Genomic DNA, 15,091 nt, shown 5'->3' on the forward strand with positions numbered 1-15,091 from the left:
AGGCCGATGCCGGGCGCGAGGCCCGAGCCGATCGGGGGCAACCCGCGCGACGGCAGGTACAGCGGATGCGGCGACAACTCGAGCCACGGCAGGCCGCACATCTGCGCGGCCCATCCCCCGCACACGGTGATGACGTCGGAGACGACGAGGTCGACGCCGGTGGCGGACAGGACCGGTGCCAGCTGCTGCGCCATGCGCGCCGCCCGGACGCTGAGTTTGGCGCCCGCGTCGGCGTCGTCGTCGGTGTCGACGGCCGCCAGGCCCGGGAGCTCGGCGATGTCGATCCCGCGGCGACGAGCTGCGTCAGCCCAGTTCAGACCGGTGTAGACGGTCGCCCGGTGACCGGCGGCGACGAATCGCTCGGCGAGGGCGAACGCCGGGAACGCGTGCCCGGCGTCCGAACCCGCGACGAGTGCTACATGCACGTATCAGTTCTGCGCAGGCGGCTCGGCAGCCGGCGGGGTCGCCTGGGTGGCGGGATCGCCCTTCTGCAGCGGCGGCGTGGCGGCACCGGCAGACGAGGGCAGCTCGCCGCGCATGCTGGCGCGGATCTGCTCGAGACGCGAATGGCCGGCCATCTGGACGCTGGCCTGCTCCACCTCGGCCATGCGGCCCTGGACGGAGTTCTTGGCCAGCTCGGCCGAGCCGAGGGCGTTGGCGTAGCGGCGTTCGATCTTCTCGCGGACCTGGTCCAGGCTGGGGGTGTTACCCGGCACGGCCAGCTCGCTCATCTGGTTCAGCGACGCGCTGACCTGCTCCTGCATCTTGGCCTGCTCGAGCTGGCTGAGCAGCTTGGAGCGCTCGGCGAGCTTCTGCTGGAGGATCATGGCGTTGCGCTCGACGGCCTTCTTGGCCTGTTCGGCGGCCTGGAGGGACTGGTCGTGGAGGGTCTTGAGGTCCTCGACGCTCTGCTCGGCGGTCACCAGCTGGGCGGCGAAGGCCTCCGCGGCGTTGGTGTACTCCGTGGCCTTCTGGGTGTCACCGGCGGCGGTCGCCTGGTCGGCGAGGGTGAGGGCCTGGCGGGTGTTGGCCTGCAGCCGCTCGACCTCCTCGAGCTGCCGGTTGAGCTTCATCTCGAGCTGGCGCTGGTTGCCGATCACCGACGCGGCCTGCTGCGACAGCGCCTGGTGCTGGCGCTGGGCCTCCTCGATCGCCTGCTGGATCTGGATCTTGGGATCGGCGTGTTCGTCGATCTTCGCGTTGCCGAGGGCCTTGAGGTAGTTCCACAACTTCACGAACGGGTTCGCCATGCTCTACGTCACTCCATTCAGGGGTATGCGAGAAAACAACACCGGTTTACGAGAGAACTCTGCGACCAATCTATCGGTTACGGGTTCCCTGCTGGACCACTCACGCGCCGCAAGTCGTTCAGGCGGCGGCGAGTGCGGCCGTCTCGCGATGACCCGACGGAGCCGGGATGACGACCTTGGTGGCGCTCAGAGCCGCATCGGCGGCCTCCGCGGCGACGGGCTCGGCAGGACGCATGGTCTCTTCCGGACGCATCGCGTTGCCGACGTCGAGGAGCAGATCCGCGATCTCGACGTCGAGCGCGTCGCAGATGGCGGCGAGCAGCTCGCTCGACGCCTCCTTCTGACCGCGCTCGACCTCGGAGAGGTATCCGAGGCTGACGCGAGCACCGGTCGAGACCTCGCGCAGGGTCCGGCCCTGCTGCGTGCGGACCCGACGCAGGCTCTCGCCGAGCGCCTCACGTAAGAGCATCGCCATCGAGTCTCCTCTCCCTGGGCGGCGAGACGTTCGCTGACATCTCCACAGCAAACGCCTCGCACGGTCGGATCGTTCCCGTACCGCGGTTGGTTGCGACAGTAGTCGAACTCAGCGACCCGCGCCGGTTCCCCGGACGGCCCGTCGCGGCGATGTGGTGCCGTGTTCGCTGACGGCGGATCCGGCGTCGCCGGAAGCCTTTCCCGCGGTCCCGTCGACGCCGTCCTGCTCGGCACCCGCTCGCTTCGCCCCCGCGCCCGCGCGGACGCGGATCGCCTGCCAGGTGTAGTCCAGCCCGGTGTAGACGGTGACGACGAGCGCCAGGCCCATCACCACGCCCGCGGCGATCTGCCAGCCCGAGCCGAACGGCAACAGGTACATGCCGATGGCCAGCGACTGCAGCAGCGTCTTGAGCTTGCCGCCCCGGCTGGCGGGGATCACCTTGTGCCGCAGCACCCAGAAGCGCAGCGCGGTCACCCACAGTTCGCGCGCGATGATGACCGCGGTGACCCACCACGGCAGGATGCCGAGGACCGACAGCCCGACGAGCGCACCGCCGATCAGGGCCTTGTCGGCGATCGGGTCGGCCATCTTCCCGAAGTCGGTGATGAGTCCGCGCTCGCGGGCCAGATGGCCGTCGTAGCGGTCGGTGAGCGCGGCGAGGGCGAACACCGCGGTCGCGATCGAACGCCACAGTGTGGACTCGCCGTCGTCGATGAACAGCGCGACCAGGAACACCGGCACCAGGATGATGCGGAAAACGGTGAGCGCGTTGGCGATGTTCACCACCGGCACCGGGTCGACCGGGTCGGTGATGTGATCGGGTTCGCGCCCGACGTTCGCGATGCCCTTCTCGTCGACGGGTCGCCGGATGTTCTCGTCGACGGCGCGTCGGATGCGATCGGTCATGAGCACACCCCCGGGCGCGGACGGGCTCCGCGGTACACGGGAATTCTCATACGCACGATCACAGGGTATCGGCCCGTACCGCCTGCGAGGACAACCGGGCCGACACGCGTGGGACGCGGAGCGGCCACAGGACTAAGGTGAGTTCCCATGTCCAACGTCTCGTCGGAGTCCGACGAACCCGACCGGGTTCCGGAACCCGTTGCGCCCGAATCGACCACGACCCCCGGTGCGGCAAACCGCCCCGAGGTCGTCGTCCGACGCGCACGAACCTCCGACGTCCCGCGGATCAAGGAGCTGATCGACAAGTACGCCGGCAAGATCCTCCTGGAGAAGAACCTCGTCACCCTCTACGAGTCGGTGCAGGAGTTCTGGGTCGCCGAACTCGACGGGCTGGTGGTGGGCTGCGGCGCCCTGCACGTGCTGTGGGCCGATCTCGGCGAGGTGCGCACGGTCGCGGTCGACCCGGCGTTCGCCGGTCGCGGCATCGGACACAAGATCGTCGGGCGCCTCATGGACATGGCCCGCGAACTGGAGCTCGCCCGGGTCTTCGTGCTGACCTTCGAGACCAGCTTCTTCGCCCGGCACGGCTTCCGCGAGATCCAGGGGACCCCGGTCACCCGAGAGGTGTACGAGGAGATGTGCCGCTCCTACGACACCGGTGTCGCGGAGTTCCTGGACCTCAGTTACGTCAAACCCAACACGCTCGGCAACACGCGCATGTTGGCCCACCTCGATCCGCAGGAGTGACCCGATGCCCTTCTTCGCCGTCCAGTACACCTACCGCCCGGCCAAGGCGGCGCTGCGCGACGAGCACCGTCCCGAGCACCGCCGTTGGCTCGGCGAGGAGAACAAGGCGGGCAACGTCCTGATCGCCGGGCCGTACCCGGACGGATCGGGCGCGCTGATCATCGTCAAGGCCGCCGATCTCGGCGCGGCCGAGGCGCTGCTCGCCAACGACCCCTTCCAGGCGCACGAGGCGGTCGACGCGGTGAAGATCGACGAATGGACTCAGGTCTTCGGACCGTTTCCGGAGTGAGCCGCGGGCTCGGACGCACGTCGCCGGCTCCGGACCAGACTCGCGACCGTGGTGACCGCCAGGACGCCGACGATCACCGCGAGTGACGCGGGCGTGGAGATCTCCGGCACGCTCACGTGCTCGCCGCCGTTGACGAACGGCAGCGTGTTCTCGTGCAGCGCGTGGAGCACCAACTTGGTGCCGATGAACGCGAGGATGATCGACAGCCCGACCGAGAGGTAGACCAGCCGGTCGAGGAGCCCGCCGAGCAGGAAGTACAGCTGGCGCAGACCCATCAGGGCGAACGCGTTCGCGGTGAACACCAGGTACGGCTCGGAGGTCAGTCCGTAGATCGCGGGGATCGAGTCGAGGGCGAACAGCACGTCGGTGAAGCCGATGACGATGAGGACCATGAGCATCGGAGTGGCCAGGAGGCGTCCGTTCACGCGGGTGAGGAGCTTGTCGCCGTCGTAGGCGTCGTGGGTGCGCAGGTACCGCCGCACGACGCGTTCGAGCCGGCTCTCCCGTTGCTCCTCGTGCGCCACCGGGTCGTCGCTCTCGCGGATCAGCTTCACCGCGGTGAGGATCAGGAACACGCCGAACACGTAGAACACCCAGCTGTAGGTGCTGATCGCGGCCGCGCCGACGGCGATGAAGATGCCGCGCATGCCGAGTGCCATCACGATGCCGAGCAGCAGCACCTTCTGCTGGTACTCCGGCGGCACCGCGAAGCGCGCCATGATGATGACGAACACGAACAGGTTGTCCACCGAGAGGGCCTTCTCGGTGACGTAACCGGCGAGATACTCCCCGCCGAAGCTCGCGCCCCACTTCCACCAGACGAAGACGCCGAACGCGACGGCGAGCGAGATGTAGACCGTCGACCAGACGGCGGACTCCCGCAGCGACGGGGCGTGCGGAACGCGCACGTGGGAGAAGAAGTCGAACACGAACAGTCCGAGGATCACCGCGACGGTGATCAGCCACACGGACGACGAAACATCCATCAAAGCCTCCGGCAAGCAGCAAGCTGACGAGCCAGAGGTCTCTCCCACCGCGGGTCCCGCATCGTGCGGGCGGATCGGTGGCCGGCGCTCCGGGCGCCGGGCGACGATCATGGGATCGCCGCGGGTCGGCACCGTATTGACGGAGACGCCGCGTCGGGGATACTCCCCTCGGGTTCTGAGGCCACCCTACCCGATCGTCACCCCTCGGCCGGTTCCTCGTCTCCCCCGCCGCCGGTGATCGACGCGATGACGCCGGGCAGGTCCTCGGGCTTGACGAGGACCTCGCGGGCCTTGGACCCCTCGCTGGGCCCCACGACGCCGCGGGTCTCCATCAGGTCCATCAGGCGGCCCGCCTTGGCGAACCCGACGCGCAGCTTGCGCTGCAGCATCGACGTCGAGCCGAACTGGCTGGACACGACGAGCTCGATGGCCTGCAGCAGGTCGTCGAGATCGTTGCCGATGTCGCTGTCGATCTCCTTCTTGTCGCCGGCCTTCGCGGTGGTGACGCCCTCGGTGTACTCGGGCTCGGCCTGCTCCTTGGTGAACTCGACGACGGCCGCGATCTCCTCGTCGGTGATGTAGGCGCCCTGCATGCGGATGGGCTTGTTGGCGCCCATCGGCAGGAACAACCCGTCGCCCATGCCGATGAGCTTCTCTGCGCCCGGCTGGTCGAGGATGACGCGGGAGTCGGTGAGCGACGAGGTGGCGAACGCCAGGCGCGAGGGCACGTTGGTCTTGATGAGACCGGTGACGACGTCGACCGACGGGCGCTGCGTCGCGAGCACCAGGTGGATACCGGCCGCACGCGCCTTCTGCGTGATGCGCACGATCGCCTCCTCCACGTCGCGCGGCGCGGTCATCATCAGGTCGGCGAGCTCGTCGACGATGGCGAGGATGTACGGGTACGGCTTGTAGACCCGCTCGCTGCCGAGCGGCGTCGTGATCTCGCCGGACCGGACCTTCGCGTTGAAGTCGTCGATGTGACGGACGCGCGAGGCCTTCATGTCCTGGTAGCGCTGCTCCATCTCCTCCACCAGCCAGGCCAGCGCCGCGGCGGCCTTCTTCGGCTGGGTGATGATCGGGGTGATCAGGTGCGGGATGCCCTCGTACGGCGTGAGCTCGACCATCTTCGGGTCGATGAGGATCATCCGGACCTGCTCCGGTGTGGCCCGGGTCAGCAGCGACACCAGCATCGAGTTGACGAAGCTCGACTTGCCCGAACCGGTCGAGCCCGCCACCAGCAGGTGCGGCATCTTGGCCAGGTTGGCGCTGACGAAGTCGCCCTCGATGTCCTTGCCGAGTCCGATGACGAGCGGGTGCTTGTCCTTGCGCGTCGACGGCGCGTTGAGCACGTCGGCCAGGCGCACCATCTCGCGGTCGGCGTTGGGCACCTCGATGCCGACCGCGGACTTGCCGGGGATCGGCGCGAGCAGGCGCACGTTGTCGGTCGCCGCAGCGTAGGCGATGTTGCGCTGCAGCGCGGTGATCTTCTCGACCTTGACGCCCGGGCCGAGTTCGACCTCGTAGCGGGTGACGGTCGGGCCGCGGGTGTAGCCGGTGACGGCGGCGTCGATCTTGAACTGCTCGAGCACGCCGGTCATCCGGTCGATCATCTCGTCGTTCGCGCTGGTGCCCGCCTTGGGCGGATCGCCCTCGAGCAGCAGGTGCTGCGGCGGCAGGATGTAGTCGCCGTCCGAGGCCGCCTCGGTCGGCGCGAAGGTGTCGTCGTCGGACGCGGCGACCGCGGGCTCCGGCTCCGGTTCTGGGGTGGGAGCCGGGCGCGGGGTCGCGGTGCGCCGTGGCGTGGTCTTCGGGGCCGTGGCCTTCCGGGACGTGGCCGTCCGCGCGGGGGCGGCCGAGCCGATCACCTCCGTGGTGTGCTCGTCCGGCGCGTTGTCGCCGATCGGCTCGGTGTACGCGTCGGCGAAGTTCTCCGTCGGCGCCTCCTCGACCGGCACGTCGGCGATCTTGGCCGGGCGCCGGGTACGGCCCGAGGTGCGCGAGACGGTCTCGTCCGGCGGGTAGTTGTCGTACGGGTTCGACGAGTACGGACGCCGCGTCATCCGCGACGAGAACGAGCCGGCGTCGTCGGCGGGATCGTCGGCGACGGGATCGTCTCCGGCCCGATCGTCCGCCGGGTCGCCGAAGTCCGGGTCGTCGTAGTTCTCGGCGTCGGCGTCCCAGTCGAGGTCGTCGTCCCAGGGCACGTCGCCACCGCGCGGGTCGGCGATGCCGAGCCATCCGGCGGCGGCGTCGACGACCTCGCGGACCGTCCGGCCGCTGAGGATCAGCACGCCGAATGCCATGCACAGCAACAGGATCGGCACCGACACCCAGGCCGTGACGCCCGCGGTGAGCGGCGTGCCGATGGCGAATCCGATGAAGCCGGCCGCCGACGAGCGGCCCGGCAGGTCGGTCGGCGCGCCCGCGATCAGGTGGATGATGCCCAGCAACGGCAACGCGACCAGCAGGCCGCCGCCGAGGTAGCGGCCGCGACGCTCCGGGTTCGGCGGGCGTCGCATCAGCACGACGGCCAGGACGACCAGCGCGACGGGGACCAGGACCGCAGCCGAGCCGATGACGGCCCGGATCAGCGCCTCGATGAAGGCGCCGACCGGCCCGGCCGCGCCGAACCACACGCTCGCGGCGATGAGGAGCCCGAATGCCAGCAGACCGAGGGCCACTCCGTCGCGGCGGTGGCTGTGTCCCTGGGCGCGCGCGGCGCGGCGGTCGCCGAGGTCGTCGTCGAACTCGCCGTCGAAGTCGAGATCGTCGTCGCCGTCGAATGTGGGATCGAAGTCGTCGCGGTCGGCGTCGAAGTCGTCACGCGGTTCAGGACGAGGCCCGCGGCCGGTCCCGACGCGAGCCGCGGAACCGACGCCGCGCGCGAACAGCGAGAACCCGGCCCCGATCCCCTTCCCCACCGCCGAGGCGCCCGCGGCGGCGATGGAACGACGGTGCAGATCGACCGACTCGGCCGATGCGGCCTTGCGACGATTCGGGGCGGCGGTCGCCGACCGGCGGCCGGCGGCACCCGACTTCGCTCCGGACCGGGTGCTGCGGGACTTCGACGCCGTGCCTGCGGTGCTCCGACCCGAACGGGCCGAGCCGCTGCGGCTCGCAGTGCTCTTCGCGGCGCCCTTGCCCGAGCGCGTGGCGCCCGAACGCGCCGTCGATCCGGTGGACCGGCCGCTCGTGGCGCCCGTTCGTGCCGAGCTCCTCGACGTGGTCCTCCGCGAGGATGAGCCCCCCGACGTTGAGGACCTCGACGTTGAGGACCTCGACGCGGACGCGCGCGTACCCGTGCTTGCCTTCGAAGCCATACCGACAGACTAGTCGGGACGGTTCACTTCAGTCACATGGGCAACACTGATCACGGAGGCGTGTCGAAGTTGTGACCCTTCGGCGTCAGCGACACGCGTCAGAGTCCGTGAGAACTCTCACGCACCGCGGCGACCGCGGCGTCGGCGCCGCTGAAGGTGACCGCCACGGGACGCCGGCCGAAGACGAAGAGCACCAACTCCCCGACCGGCCCGGTCACGACGACCTCGTCCCCCGACCCGACGCTCACCAGATCGCGGCCGTCGGGCGTGCGGAGGGTGACGCGCGCGGGGATCCTCTTCAGCGTCATCCGGGCCATCGACGCGGCGGGTCCGCGCAGCTCCTTCTCCAGCGACGCCGACAGGGGCCGCGGGGTCCAGTCGCTGTCCGGGTCGACGCCGCCGCGTAACACGTCCTCGTGGTGGACGAACATCTCGGCGAGGTTGGCGAACCGGTCGACGAGCCGGAACGGCGAATACAGCGGCGGTCCCGAGGCCAGGTCGGCGAGGAGATCGCCGAAGTCGCGTTCGGCCGCCTTCGCGCGCACCTTCTCGGTGTACCCGGCCAAAGCCGGGATCAGGATTCCCGGCCCGGTGTCCGGGCGCCGCTCACGGACGACGAGATGGGCCAGCAGATCGCGGGTGGTCCAGCCCTCGCAGAGGGTCGGGGCGTCGGGCCCCACCTTCTCCAGGGTCCGGACGAGAGCCGCTCGTTCTTCCTGTGCACCGGTCACAGGAATCCACAGTAGCCAGACCCCGGCCGGCCGGCTCGCGTCGCGAGCGTCAGTCGGCGCCGACCGCGAGCACGGTGGGCACGATCATCGGCCGGCGGCGGTAGGTCTCGGAGACCCATCGGCCGACGGCGCGCCGGATGCCCTGGGCGATGCGGTGCGTGTCGGAGACCCCTTCGGCCGCCAGCGCGTCGAGCACCTGGTTGACCAGGTCGGCGGCCTCCTTGAGGGCGCCCGGGTCGTCGGAGAAGCCTCGCCCCGAGACCTCCGGGGTGCTGACCGCGCGGCCGGTGACCGCGTCGACGGCGACGGTGATGGCGATGAAGCCGCCCTCGCCGAGCACGAGTCGCTCGCTCAGCGTCGATTCGCCGACGTCGCCGACCGAGAGGCCGTCGACGTAGACGTGGCCGACGGGGACCCGGCCGACGATCTCGGCGCGCCCGTCGACGAGGTCGACGACCACCCCGTCCTCGGCGAGCACCACGCGGTCCTCCGGCACGCCGGTGGCCACCGCGAGCGAAGCGTTGGCGCGCAGGTGCCGCCACTCGCCGTGCACGGGCATCACATTCGACGGCCGCACCGCGTTGTACAGGTAGAGCAGCTCGCCGGCCGAGGCGTGTCCGGAGACGTGGACCTTCGCCGACTGCTGGGTGATGACGGTGGCGCCGCGCTTGGCGAGGCCGTTGACCACCGCGAACACCGAGTTCTCGTTGCCCGGGATCAGCGACGACGCCAGCACGACGAGGTCGTCGGCGCGGATGTTGATCTGGCGGTGCTCGCCGCGGGCCATCCGCGACAGCGCCGACAGCGGCTCGCCCTGCGAGCCGGTGGAGATCAGGACGATGCGGTGGTCGGGCAGCGTGGCCGCGGTGTCGAGGTCGACGACGACGCCGTCGGGAACCGACAGGTAGCCGAGGTCCTGCGCGATCTGCATGTTGCGCACCATCGAGCGGCCGACGAAGCACACCCGGCGGTTGTGGGCGTGCGCGACGTCGATGATCTGCTGGATGCGGTGCACGTGGCTGGCGAACGACGCCACGATGACGCGCTGGCGGGCCTTGCCGATGACCTGGTCGAGCACGCCGCCGATCTCGCGTTCGGGGGTGACGAAGCCGGGGACCTCGGCGTTGGTCGAGTCGACGAGGAACAGGTCGACGCCCTCGTCGCCGAGGCGGCTGAAACCGGCGAGGTCGGTCAGCCGGCCGTCGAGCGGCAGCTGGTCGAGCTTGATGTCGCCGGTGTGCAGGGCGACGCCCGCCGGGGTGCGGATCGCGACGGCGATCGCATCCGGGATCGAGTGGTTGACCGCGAAGTACTCGCACTCGAACGGCCCGTGGGTGGTCTGCTCGCCCTCGGTGACCTGGACGAGCTTCGGACGCAGGCGGTGTTCGCGACACTTGGCCTCGACGAGCGCCAGCGTGAACTTCGAACCGACGACCGGGATGTCAGAGCGCAGGCGCAGCAAGAACGGGATCGCGCCGATGTGGTCCTCGTGGCCGTGGGTGAGGATCACCGCATCGACGTCGTCCATGCGGTCCTCGATATAGCGGAAGTCCGGCAGGATCAGGTCGACGCCGGGCTGCGCGTCCTCGGGGAACAGCACGCCGCAGTCGACGATCAGGAGACGCCCGTTGTACTCGAAGACCGTCATGTTGCGGCCGATCTCGCCGATGCCGCCGAGCGCGACCACGCGCAGGCCGCCCTTGGGCAGCTTGCGCGGGGTCCCGAGGCGGTCGACGGGAGCCGGTGTCGGCTGCTCCTCGCGCCGGCCGCGGTCGGAGCCGCGTTCGTGGCGTCCGCGGCGGCCCCCGCCCGAGCCCGATCCGGACCCGGACGACGACTGCTGCCTCGCGTGCTTGGCCACCTGCTCTGCCCCTGCGTTCGTGGATGACCCCGAGGTCTTGGGTGACCCCGAGGTCTTGGATGCCCCAGAGGTCTTGGATGGCTCAGAGGTCTTGGATGGCTCAGCGGTCTCGGCCGCGCGCGGGGTGCGCCGGGACCCGGCCTCGGGTGCGGTCGTGGCCGGAACGGAGTCCACCGGCACGGCCTCCACCGGTGGCGGGCTCGGGGGCCCGGCCCGGCGGGACGCAGCGCGTCGTCGGGTGCGCCGTACTGCCTGCCCTTCGGTGCCGCCGGTGTTGTCCGTCATCAGGCCAGAACACCTGCCGCGCGTAGATCCACGATGAGCTCCTCGATCTGGGGACCGGTTGCGGGAACCTGCGGCAGTCGCGGATCCCCGACCTCGAGGCCGAGGATGCGCAGCGCCGCCTTCACCATGGTGACACCTCCGAGGCGTCCCATGGCGTTGACGAGCGGAAGCATCGACGCGTTGAGTGCGCGCGCGGTCGCGAGGTCGCCCTTCTCCACGGCGATCTGCATCTCGCGGAGGCGGTCGGGCACCAGGTGGCCGATGACGCTGACGAAGCCGGTCGCGCCGACCGACAGCCAGGGCAGGTTGAGGCCGTCGTCGCCGGAGAGGTACTCCAGCCCCGAGGTCGCGATCAGCGCCGCGGCCCCGGCCAGGTCTCCCTTGGCGTCCTTGACGCCCCGGATGTTCGGGTGCTCGGCCAGTGCCAGCATCGTCGCGTCGGCGATCGGCACGATCGAGCGCGGCGGGATGTCGTAGACCAGGACCGGCAGCGAGGTGGCGTCGGCGACCGCGCGGAAGTGTGCGAGCAGGCCGGCCTGAGGCGGCCTGGAGTAGTACGGGGTCACCACGAGGAGACCGTGCGCGCCGACCTTCTCCGCCTCGATGGCGAATCGGACGCTCTCGGCGGTGTCGTAGCTGCCGGCGCCCTGGGTGATGCGCGCCCGGTCGCCGACGGCGTCGAGCACGACCCGCAGGAGGTCGAGCTTCTCGGGCACGGTGGTCGTCGGGGACTCACCGGTGGTGCCGGAGACGACAAGGCCGTCGCAGCCCTTCGACACGAGGTGATCGGCCAGGACCGCCGCCTTGTCCAGATCGAGGCTTCCGTCCGGACGGAAGGGGGTCACCATCGCCACCACGTTCGTCCCGAAGGGATGCTCGTGCAGCGGTTCCTGGACTGCGTTCATGGTGCTAAAGGCTACCGCTTCGTCCGCGGTGACCGTACTCACCCTTCCAGCACAAACGGGGAGGTCGCGACCTCGGTTCCGTCGGCGAGCGTGCCGATCTCGAAATCGCCGAAGACCGTCGGCGCGACCTGCATCAACTGGCGCAGGCATTCGACGGCGAGCTGGCGGATCTCGACGTCGGCGTGTTCGGTGGCGCGCATGCCGATGAAGTGCCGCCACGCGCGGTAGTTGCCGGTGACGACGATCTTGGTCTCGGTGGCGTTCGGGAGCACCGACCGCGCGGCCTGCCGGGCTTGTTTGCGACGCAGGATTGCGTTGGGCACGTCGGCGAACTTGGCCTCGAGGGCGGCGAGCAGCTCGGTGTAGGCCTCGCGGCTGGCGTCGGTGGCCTTGGCGAACAGCTCGGTCAGTTCCTCGTCGCCGACGATCGCCGGCGGCGGGACCACGTTGGAGTCGTGCTCGGGGACGAAACGCTGGGAGAGCTGCGAGTACGAGAAGTGCCGGTGGCGGATCAGCTCGTGGGTGCACGACCGCGAGATGCCGCTGATGTAGAAGGTGACCGAGGCGTGTTCGAGCAGCGACAGGTGCCCGACCTCGAGGATGTGCCGCAGGTATCCGGCGTTGGTCGCGGTGCGCGGGTTGGGCTTGTCCCAGCTCTGGTAGCAGGCGCGGCCCGCGAACTCGACGAGCGCCTCACCGCCCTCGGCGTCGGTGCTCCACGGCACGTCGGCGGGCGGGGTGAACTGGGTCATGGCGACCATCTGCACCTTCAGCGGCACCAATTCGGACACGCAGTCCCCTCCATTTCCATCCGGTCCATCCGGTGATGTCCCCGATTGTCCCCCACCGCCCGATCCGGCCCGGATTCGCCCTGACCGCGCGGCGTGTGGTGGGTAAGGTCCGTGTGTGTCCACTCGACGGACTTTCCTCCGGACCTCGGCGGTGGTCACCGGAGCCGCGTTCGCGGCGCCGGTGGTCGTCGCCCACGCCACTCCCCCGACCTCGCAGGTGTTCGCCCACGGCGTCGCGTCGGGCGATCCGCTGCCCGACGCGGTGATCCTGTGGACGCGGATCACCCCGACGCCCGCGTCGACGCCCGGTTCGGGTGTCGGACAACCCTGTTCGGTGCGCTGGGAGATCGCGCGCGACCCCGGTTTCGCGAGTCTCGCCGCGTCCGGGACGGTGCAGACCTCCGCCGACCGGGACTTCACCGTGAAGGTCGACGCGACGGGGCTGAGCCCGCGGACCCGGTACCACTACCGCTTCACCGTCACCTCCGGCCCGGCGTCGGGCGTGACGTCGCCGGTCGGCGTCACCCGCACCGCGCCCGCCCCGGGCGACGACGTCGCGCGCGTCCGGTTCGGCGTCGTCTCGTGCGCGAACTGGGAGGCGGGGTATTTCTCGGCCTATCGGCACCTGAGCGCCCGACCGGATCTCGACGCCGTCGTCCACCTCGGGGACTACTACTACGAGTACGGGACCGGGGAGTACACCGGGAAGACCGGAGCGGTCCGCATCCACGCGCCGCGCCACAAGACCCGCACCCTCCGCGACTACCGGATCCGCCACGGGCAGTACAAGACCGATCCGAATCTGGCCGCACTACACCGGTCGACCCCGTTCATCTGCACCTGGGACGACCACGAGTCGTCCAACGACGCGTGGCGCGGCGGCGCGGAGGACCACACGCCCGGCGACGGGTCCTGGCAGGCCCGGCGCGCGGCCGCGCTCCGCGCCTACTCCGAGTGGATGCCCATCCGCCCGGGTGTCGACGCGGCGGGCCGACATCTCTACCGCCGCCTGCGATTCGGGAATCTGCTCGAACTGTCGATGCTCGACCTGCGGTCCTACCGAGACCGGCAGGTGGGCATGTCCTCCCGACGCATCGACGATCCGTCCCGAACCATGCTCGGGCAGGCGCAGATGTCCTGGCTGACCAACGGGCTCACCTCGGCCCGGACGCGATGGAAGATCGTCGGCAACCCGGTGATGATCACGCCGGTGCTGATCCCGCCGCTCGACCCGAAGAGCACCGGCGCGGTCACCGAGTCGCTCGGCGTCCCTCGCGAGGGGATCCCCTACAACCCCGACCAGTGGGACGGCTACGCCGCCGACCGGCGCAGGCTCCTCGACGCGATCCGCGTCGGCGACGTCGACAACGTCGTGTTCGTCACCGGCGACATCCACTCGTCGTGGGCCTGTGACATCCCGGTCGACGTCGCGAACTACCCGGGAGCCGGCACCGTCGCCACCGAGCTGGTCGGCACGTCGGTGACGTCGAGCAACATCGACGAGATGATCGGCGTGCCACCGGACACCGCCGGCCCGGCCCTGGCGACGGCCATCACCACGGCCAACCACCACATCAGGTACTGCGACCTCGACGCGCACGGGTACTCGGTGCTGACCGTGACCCCGTCGGCCGCCCAGATGGACTGGTACTTCCTGTACGACAAGACCGACCCGCGGTCGGGCCAGTACCACGCGCGGTCCTATCGCGTGCTGAGCGGGACCCAGCGGGTGCAGCCGGTGAGCAACCCGGCCGGCTAGCCGCTCTGGTCCAGGATCGCCGACAGCTTGGCGTGGGTGTCCTCCCAGCCGTGCACGGCGATCGAGGTGATGCCCAACGCCTTGACCGGGTAGTCGTTGCCGCCCTCGTCGAGCCGGTCGCCGAAGAACAGGATGTCCGAGGTCTCCAGGCCAAGGATCTCCATGAGCTTGCGTGCGCCGTAGGCCTTGTCGATGCCCTTCTTGGTGACGTCGACCGACGTGGAGCCGCCGCTGCGCACCTCGAGGTCGGGCAGGCGCTCGGCCGCGTAGGCACGCAGCGCCTCCTTCTTGGAGCCGTCCGGGTCCCAGGCGGCCTTGGCGTCGACCGGCGCCTTCTGACCCAGCGCGCTGAAGGTGATCTGGCTGCCGCGGTCCTCGAGGATGTCGCCCCAGGTCTCCGACTCCCAGAGTCCGAGTTCCTTGGCGCCGGTCTCGAGGACGTCGAGGGTGCGCTTCTTCTCGTCGTCGGTGAGGTACTCGGCGTAGACGGTTTCCCAACCGTCGCCCGACCAGCGCACGTACTGGGTGCCGCAGGTGGGCATCAGGTGCAGGTTGCCGATGGAGTCGAAGGTGCCCAGACGCGCGAGCACCTGCTTGTCGAACTGGCCGAAGTTGCCGCCGGAGATGATGCAGCCGAGACTGACGTCGAGCATGCGGCGCAACAGCTCCACCATCGTGTCGTCGAGCGGGCTCTTCGACGGGGCGAGGGTGTCGTCGAGGTCGAACATCACCAGTCGGTAATCGTGGCCGTCATACGACACGGTCATCGTCGATTCACTCCAA

The 15,091-nt window shown here is 69.9% G+C and carries 14 protein-coding genes and 1 pseudogene; 4 read left to right on the top strand and 11 right to left on the bottom strand.

Going from position 1 to position 15,091, the window contains the following annotated elements:
• From GP2_RS04065 to pgsA, 4 genes and pseudogenes are all read right to left on the bottom strand, one after another.
• A pseudogene (locus tag GP2_RS04065) lies at nucleotides 1–425 on the bottom strand (glycosyltransferase); the annotation flags it as partial.
• A 3-nt stretch (nucleotides 426–428) separates the two neighbouring features.
• Nucleotides 429–1,250 (bottom strand): PspA/IM30 family protein, encoded by an 822-nt coding sequence (locus tag GP2_RS04070; protein ID WP_006899200.1) that lies wholly within the window; start codon nucleotides 1,248–1,250, stop codon nucleotides 429–431.
• A 118-nt stretch (nucleotides 1,251–1,368) separates the two neighbouring features.
• The gene (locus GP2_RS04075; protein ID WP_006899201.1) at nucleotides 1,369–1,725 is read right to left on the bottom strand and encodes a helix-turn-helix domain-containing protein; all 357 of its coding nucleotides are present in this window, start codon (nucleotides 1,723–1,725) and stop codon (nucleotides 1,369–1,371) included.
• Between the two features lie 108 nt (nucleotides 1,726–1,833).
• A complete protein-coding gene (gene pgsA / locus GP2_RS04080; protein WP_006899202.1) occupies nucleotides 1,834–2,631 on the bottom strand; it encodes a CDP-diacylglycerol--glycerol-3-phosphate 3-phosphatidyltransferase in 798 nt (265 codons plus the stop codon).
• Between the two features lie 147 nt (nucleotides 2,632–2,778).
• On the opposite strand from pgsA, the gene GP2_RS04085 reads away from it, so the two are divergent.
• Nucleotides 2,779–3,378: an amino-acid N-acetyltransferase gene (locus GP2_RS04085; RefSeq protein ID WP_006899203.1), complete on the top strand. Its 600-nt coding sequence runs from the start codon at nucleotides 2,779–2,781 to the stop codon at nucleotides 3,376–3,378.
• 4 nt (nucleotides 3,379–3,382) lie between these two features.
• Nucleotides 3,383–3,667: a YciI family protein gene (locus GP2_RS04090; RefSeq protein WP_006899204.1), complete on the top strand. Its 285-nt coding sequence runs from the start codon at nucleotides 3,383–3,385 to the stop codon at nucleotides 3,665–3,667.
• Here GP2_RS04090 and GP2_RS04095 read toward each other — a convergent pair.
• Nucleotides 3,640–4,653 carry a TerC family protein gene (locus GP2_RS04095; protein ID WP_040526376.1) on the bottom strand — a complete coding sequence of 338 codons (1,014 nt, stop codon included), beginning with the start codon at nucleotides 4,651–4,653 and terminating at the stop codon, nucleotides 3,640–3,642. The genes GP2_RS04090 and GP2_RS04095 overlap by 28 nt on opposite strands.
• Before the next feature lie 197 nt (nucleotides 4,654–4,850).
• Nucleotides 4,851–7,601: a DNA translocase FtsK gene (locus tag GP2_RS04100; RefSeq protein WP_040526384.1), complete on the bottom strand. Its 2,751-nt coding sequence runs from the start codon at nucleotides 7,599–7,601 to the stop codon at nucleotides 4,851–4,853.
• Between GP2_RS04100 and GP2_RS04105 the strand changes: the two genes are divergently transcribed.
• A complete protein-coding gene (locus tag GP2_RS04105; RefSeq protein WP_255218585.1) occupies nucleotides 7,600–7,989 on the top strand; it encodes a hypothetical protein in 390 nt (129 codons plus the stop codon). The two genes, GP2_RS04100 and GP2_RS04105, sit on opposite strands and share 2 nt — an antisense overlap.
• 85 nt (nucleotides 7,990–8,074) lie before the next feature.
• Here GP2_RS04105 and GP2_RS04110 read toward each other — a convergent pair whose 3' ends face one another.
• The 4 genes from GP2_RS04110 to thyX are packed head-to-tail and all read right to left on the bottom strand — an operon-like array spanning nucleotide 8,075 to nucleotide 12,549.
• Nucleotides 8,075–8,707: a TIGR03085 family metal-binding protein gene (locus GP2_RS04110; RefSeq protein ID WP_006899207.1), complete on the bottom strand. Its 633-nt coding sequence runs from the start codon at nucleotides 8,705–8,707 to the stop codon at nucleotides 8,075–8,077.
• 49 nt (nucleotides 8,708–8,756) lie between these two features.
• Nucleotides 8,757–10,853, bottom strand: coding sequence for a ribonuclease J (locus GP2_RS04115; protein WP_006899208.1), 2,097 nt, complete (start codon nucleotides 10,851–10,853; stop codon nucleotides 8,757–8,759).
• Nucleotides 10,853–11,758 carry a 4-hydroxy-tetrahydrodipicolinate synthase gene (gene dapA / locus GP2_RS04120; protein ID WP_040526377.1) on the bottom strand — a complete coding sequence of 302 codons (906 nt, stop codon included), beginning with the start codon at nucleotides 11,756–11,758 and terminating at the stop codon, nucleotides 10,853–10,855. The genes GP2_RS04115 and dapA overlap by 1 nt, the downstream gene beginning before the upstream one ends.
• A 38-nt stretch (nucleotides 11,759–11,796) precedes the next feature.
• Nucleotides 11,797–12,549 (bottom strand): FAD-dependent thymidylate synthase, encoded by a 753-nt coding sequence (gene thyX, locus GP2_RS04125; protein ID WP_006899210.1) that lies wholly within the window; start codon nucleotides 12,547–12,549, stop codon nucleotides 11,797–11,799.
• A 115-nt stretch (nucleotides 12,550–12,664) separates the two neighbouring features.
• Between thyX and GP2_RS04130 the strand changes: the two genes are divergently transcribed.
• On the top strand, nucleotides 12,665–14,308 hold the full coding sequence (locus tag GP2_RS04130; protein WP_006899211.1) for an alkaline phosphatase D family protein: 1,644 nt from the start codon (nucleotides 12,665–12,667) through the stop codon (nucleotides 14,306–14,308).
• Here the strand turns inward: GP2_RS04130 and GP2_RS04135 are convergent.
• Nucleotides 14,305–15,075: an HAD-IIB family hydrolase gene (locus GP2_RS04135; protein ID WP_006899212.1), complete on the bottom strand. Its 771-nt coding sequence runs from the start codon at nucleotides 15,073–15,075 to the stop codon at nucleotides 14,305–14,307. The genes GP2_RS04130 and GP2_RS04135 overlap by 4 nt on opposite strands.
• Nucleotides 15,076–15,091: the final 16 nt, after the last annotated feature.

It is taken from the genome of Gordonia paraffinivorans NBRC 108238 (genome assembly GCF_000344155.1).
Lineage (GTDB): Bacteria > Actinomycetota > Actinomycetes > Mycobacteriales > Mycobacteriaceae > Gordonia > Gordonia paraffinivorans.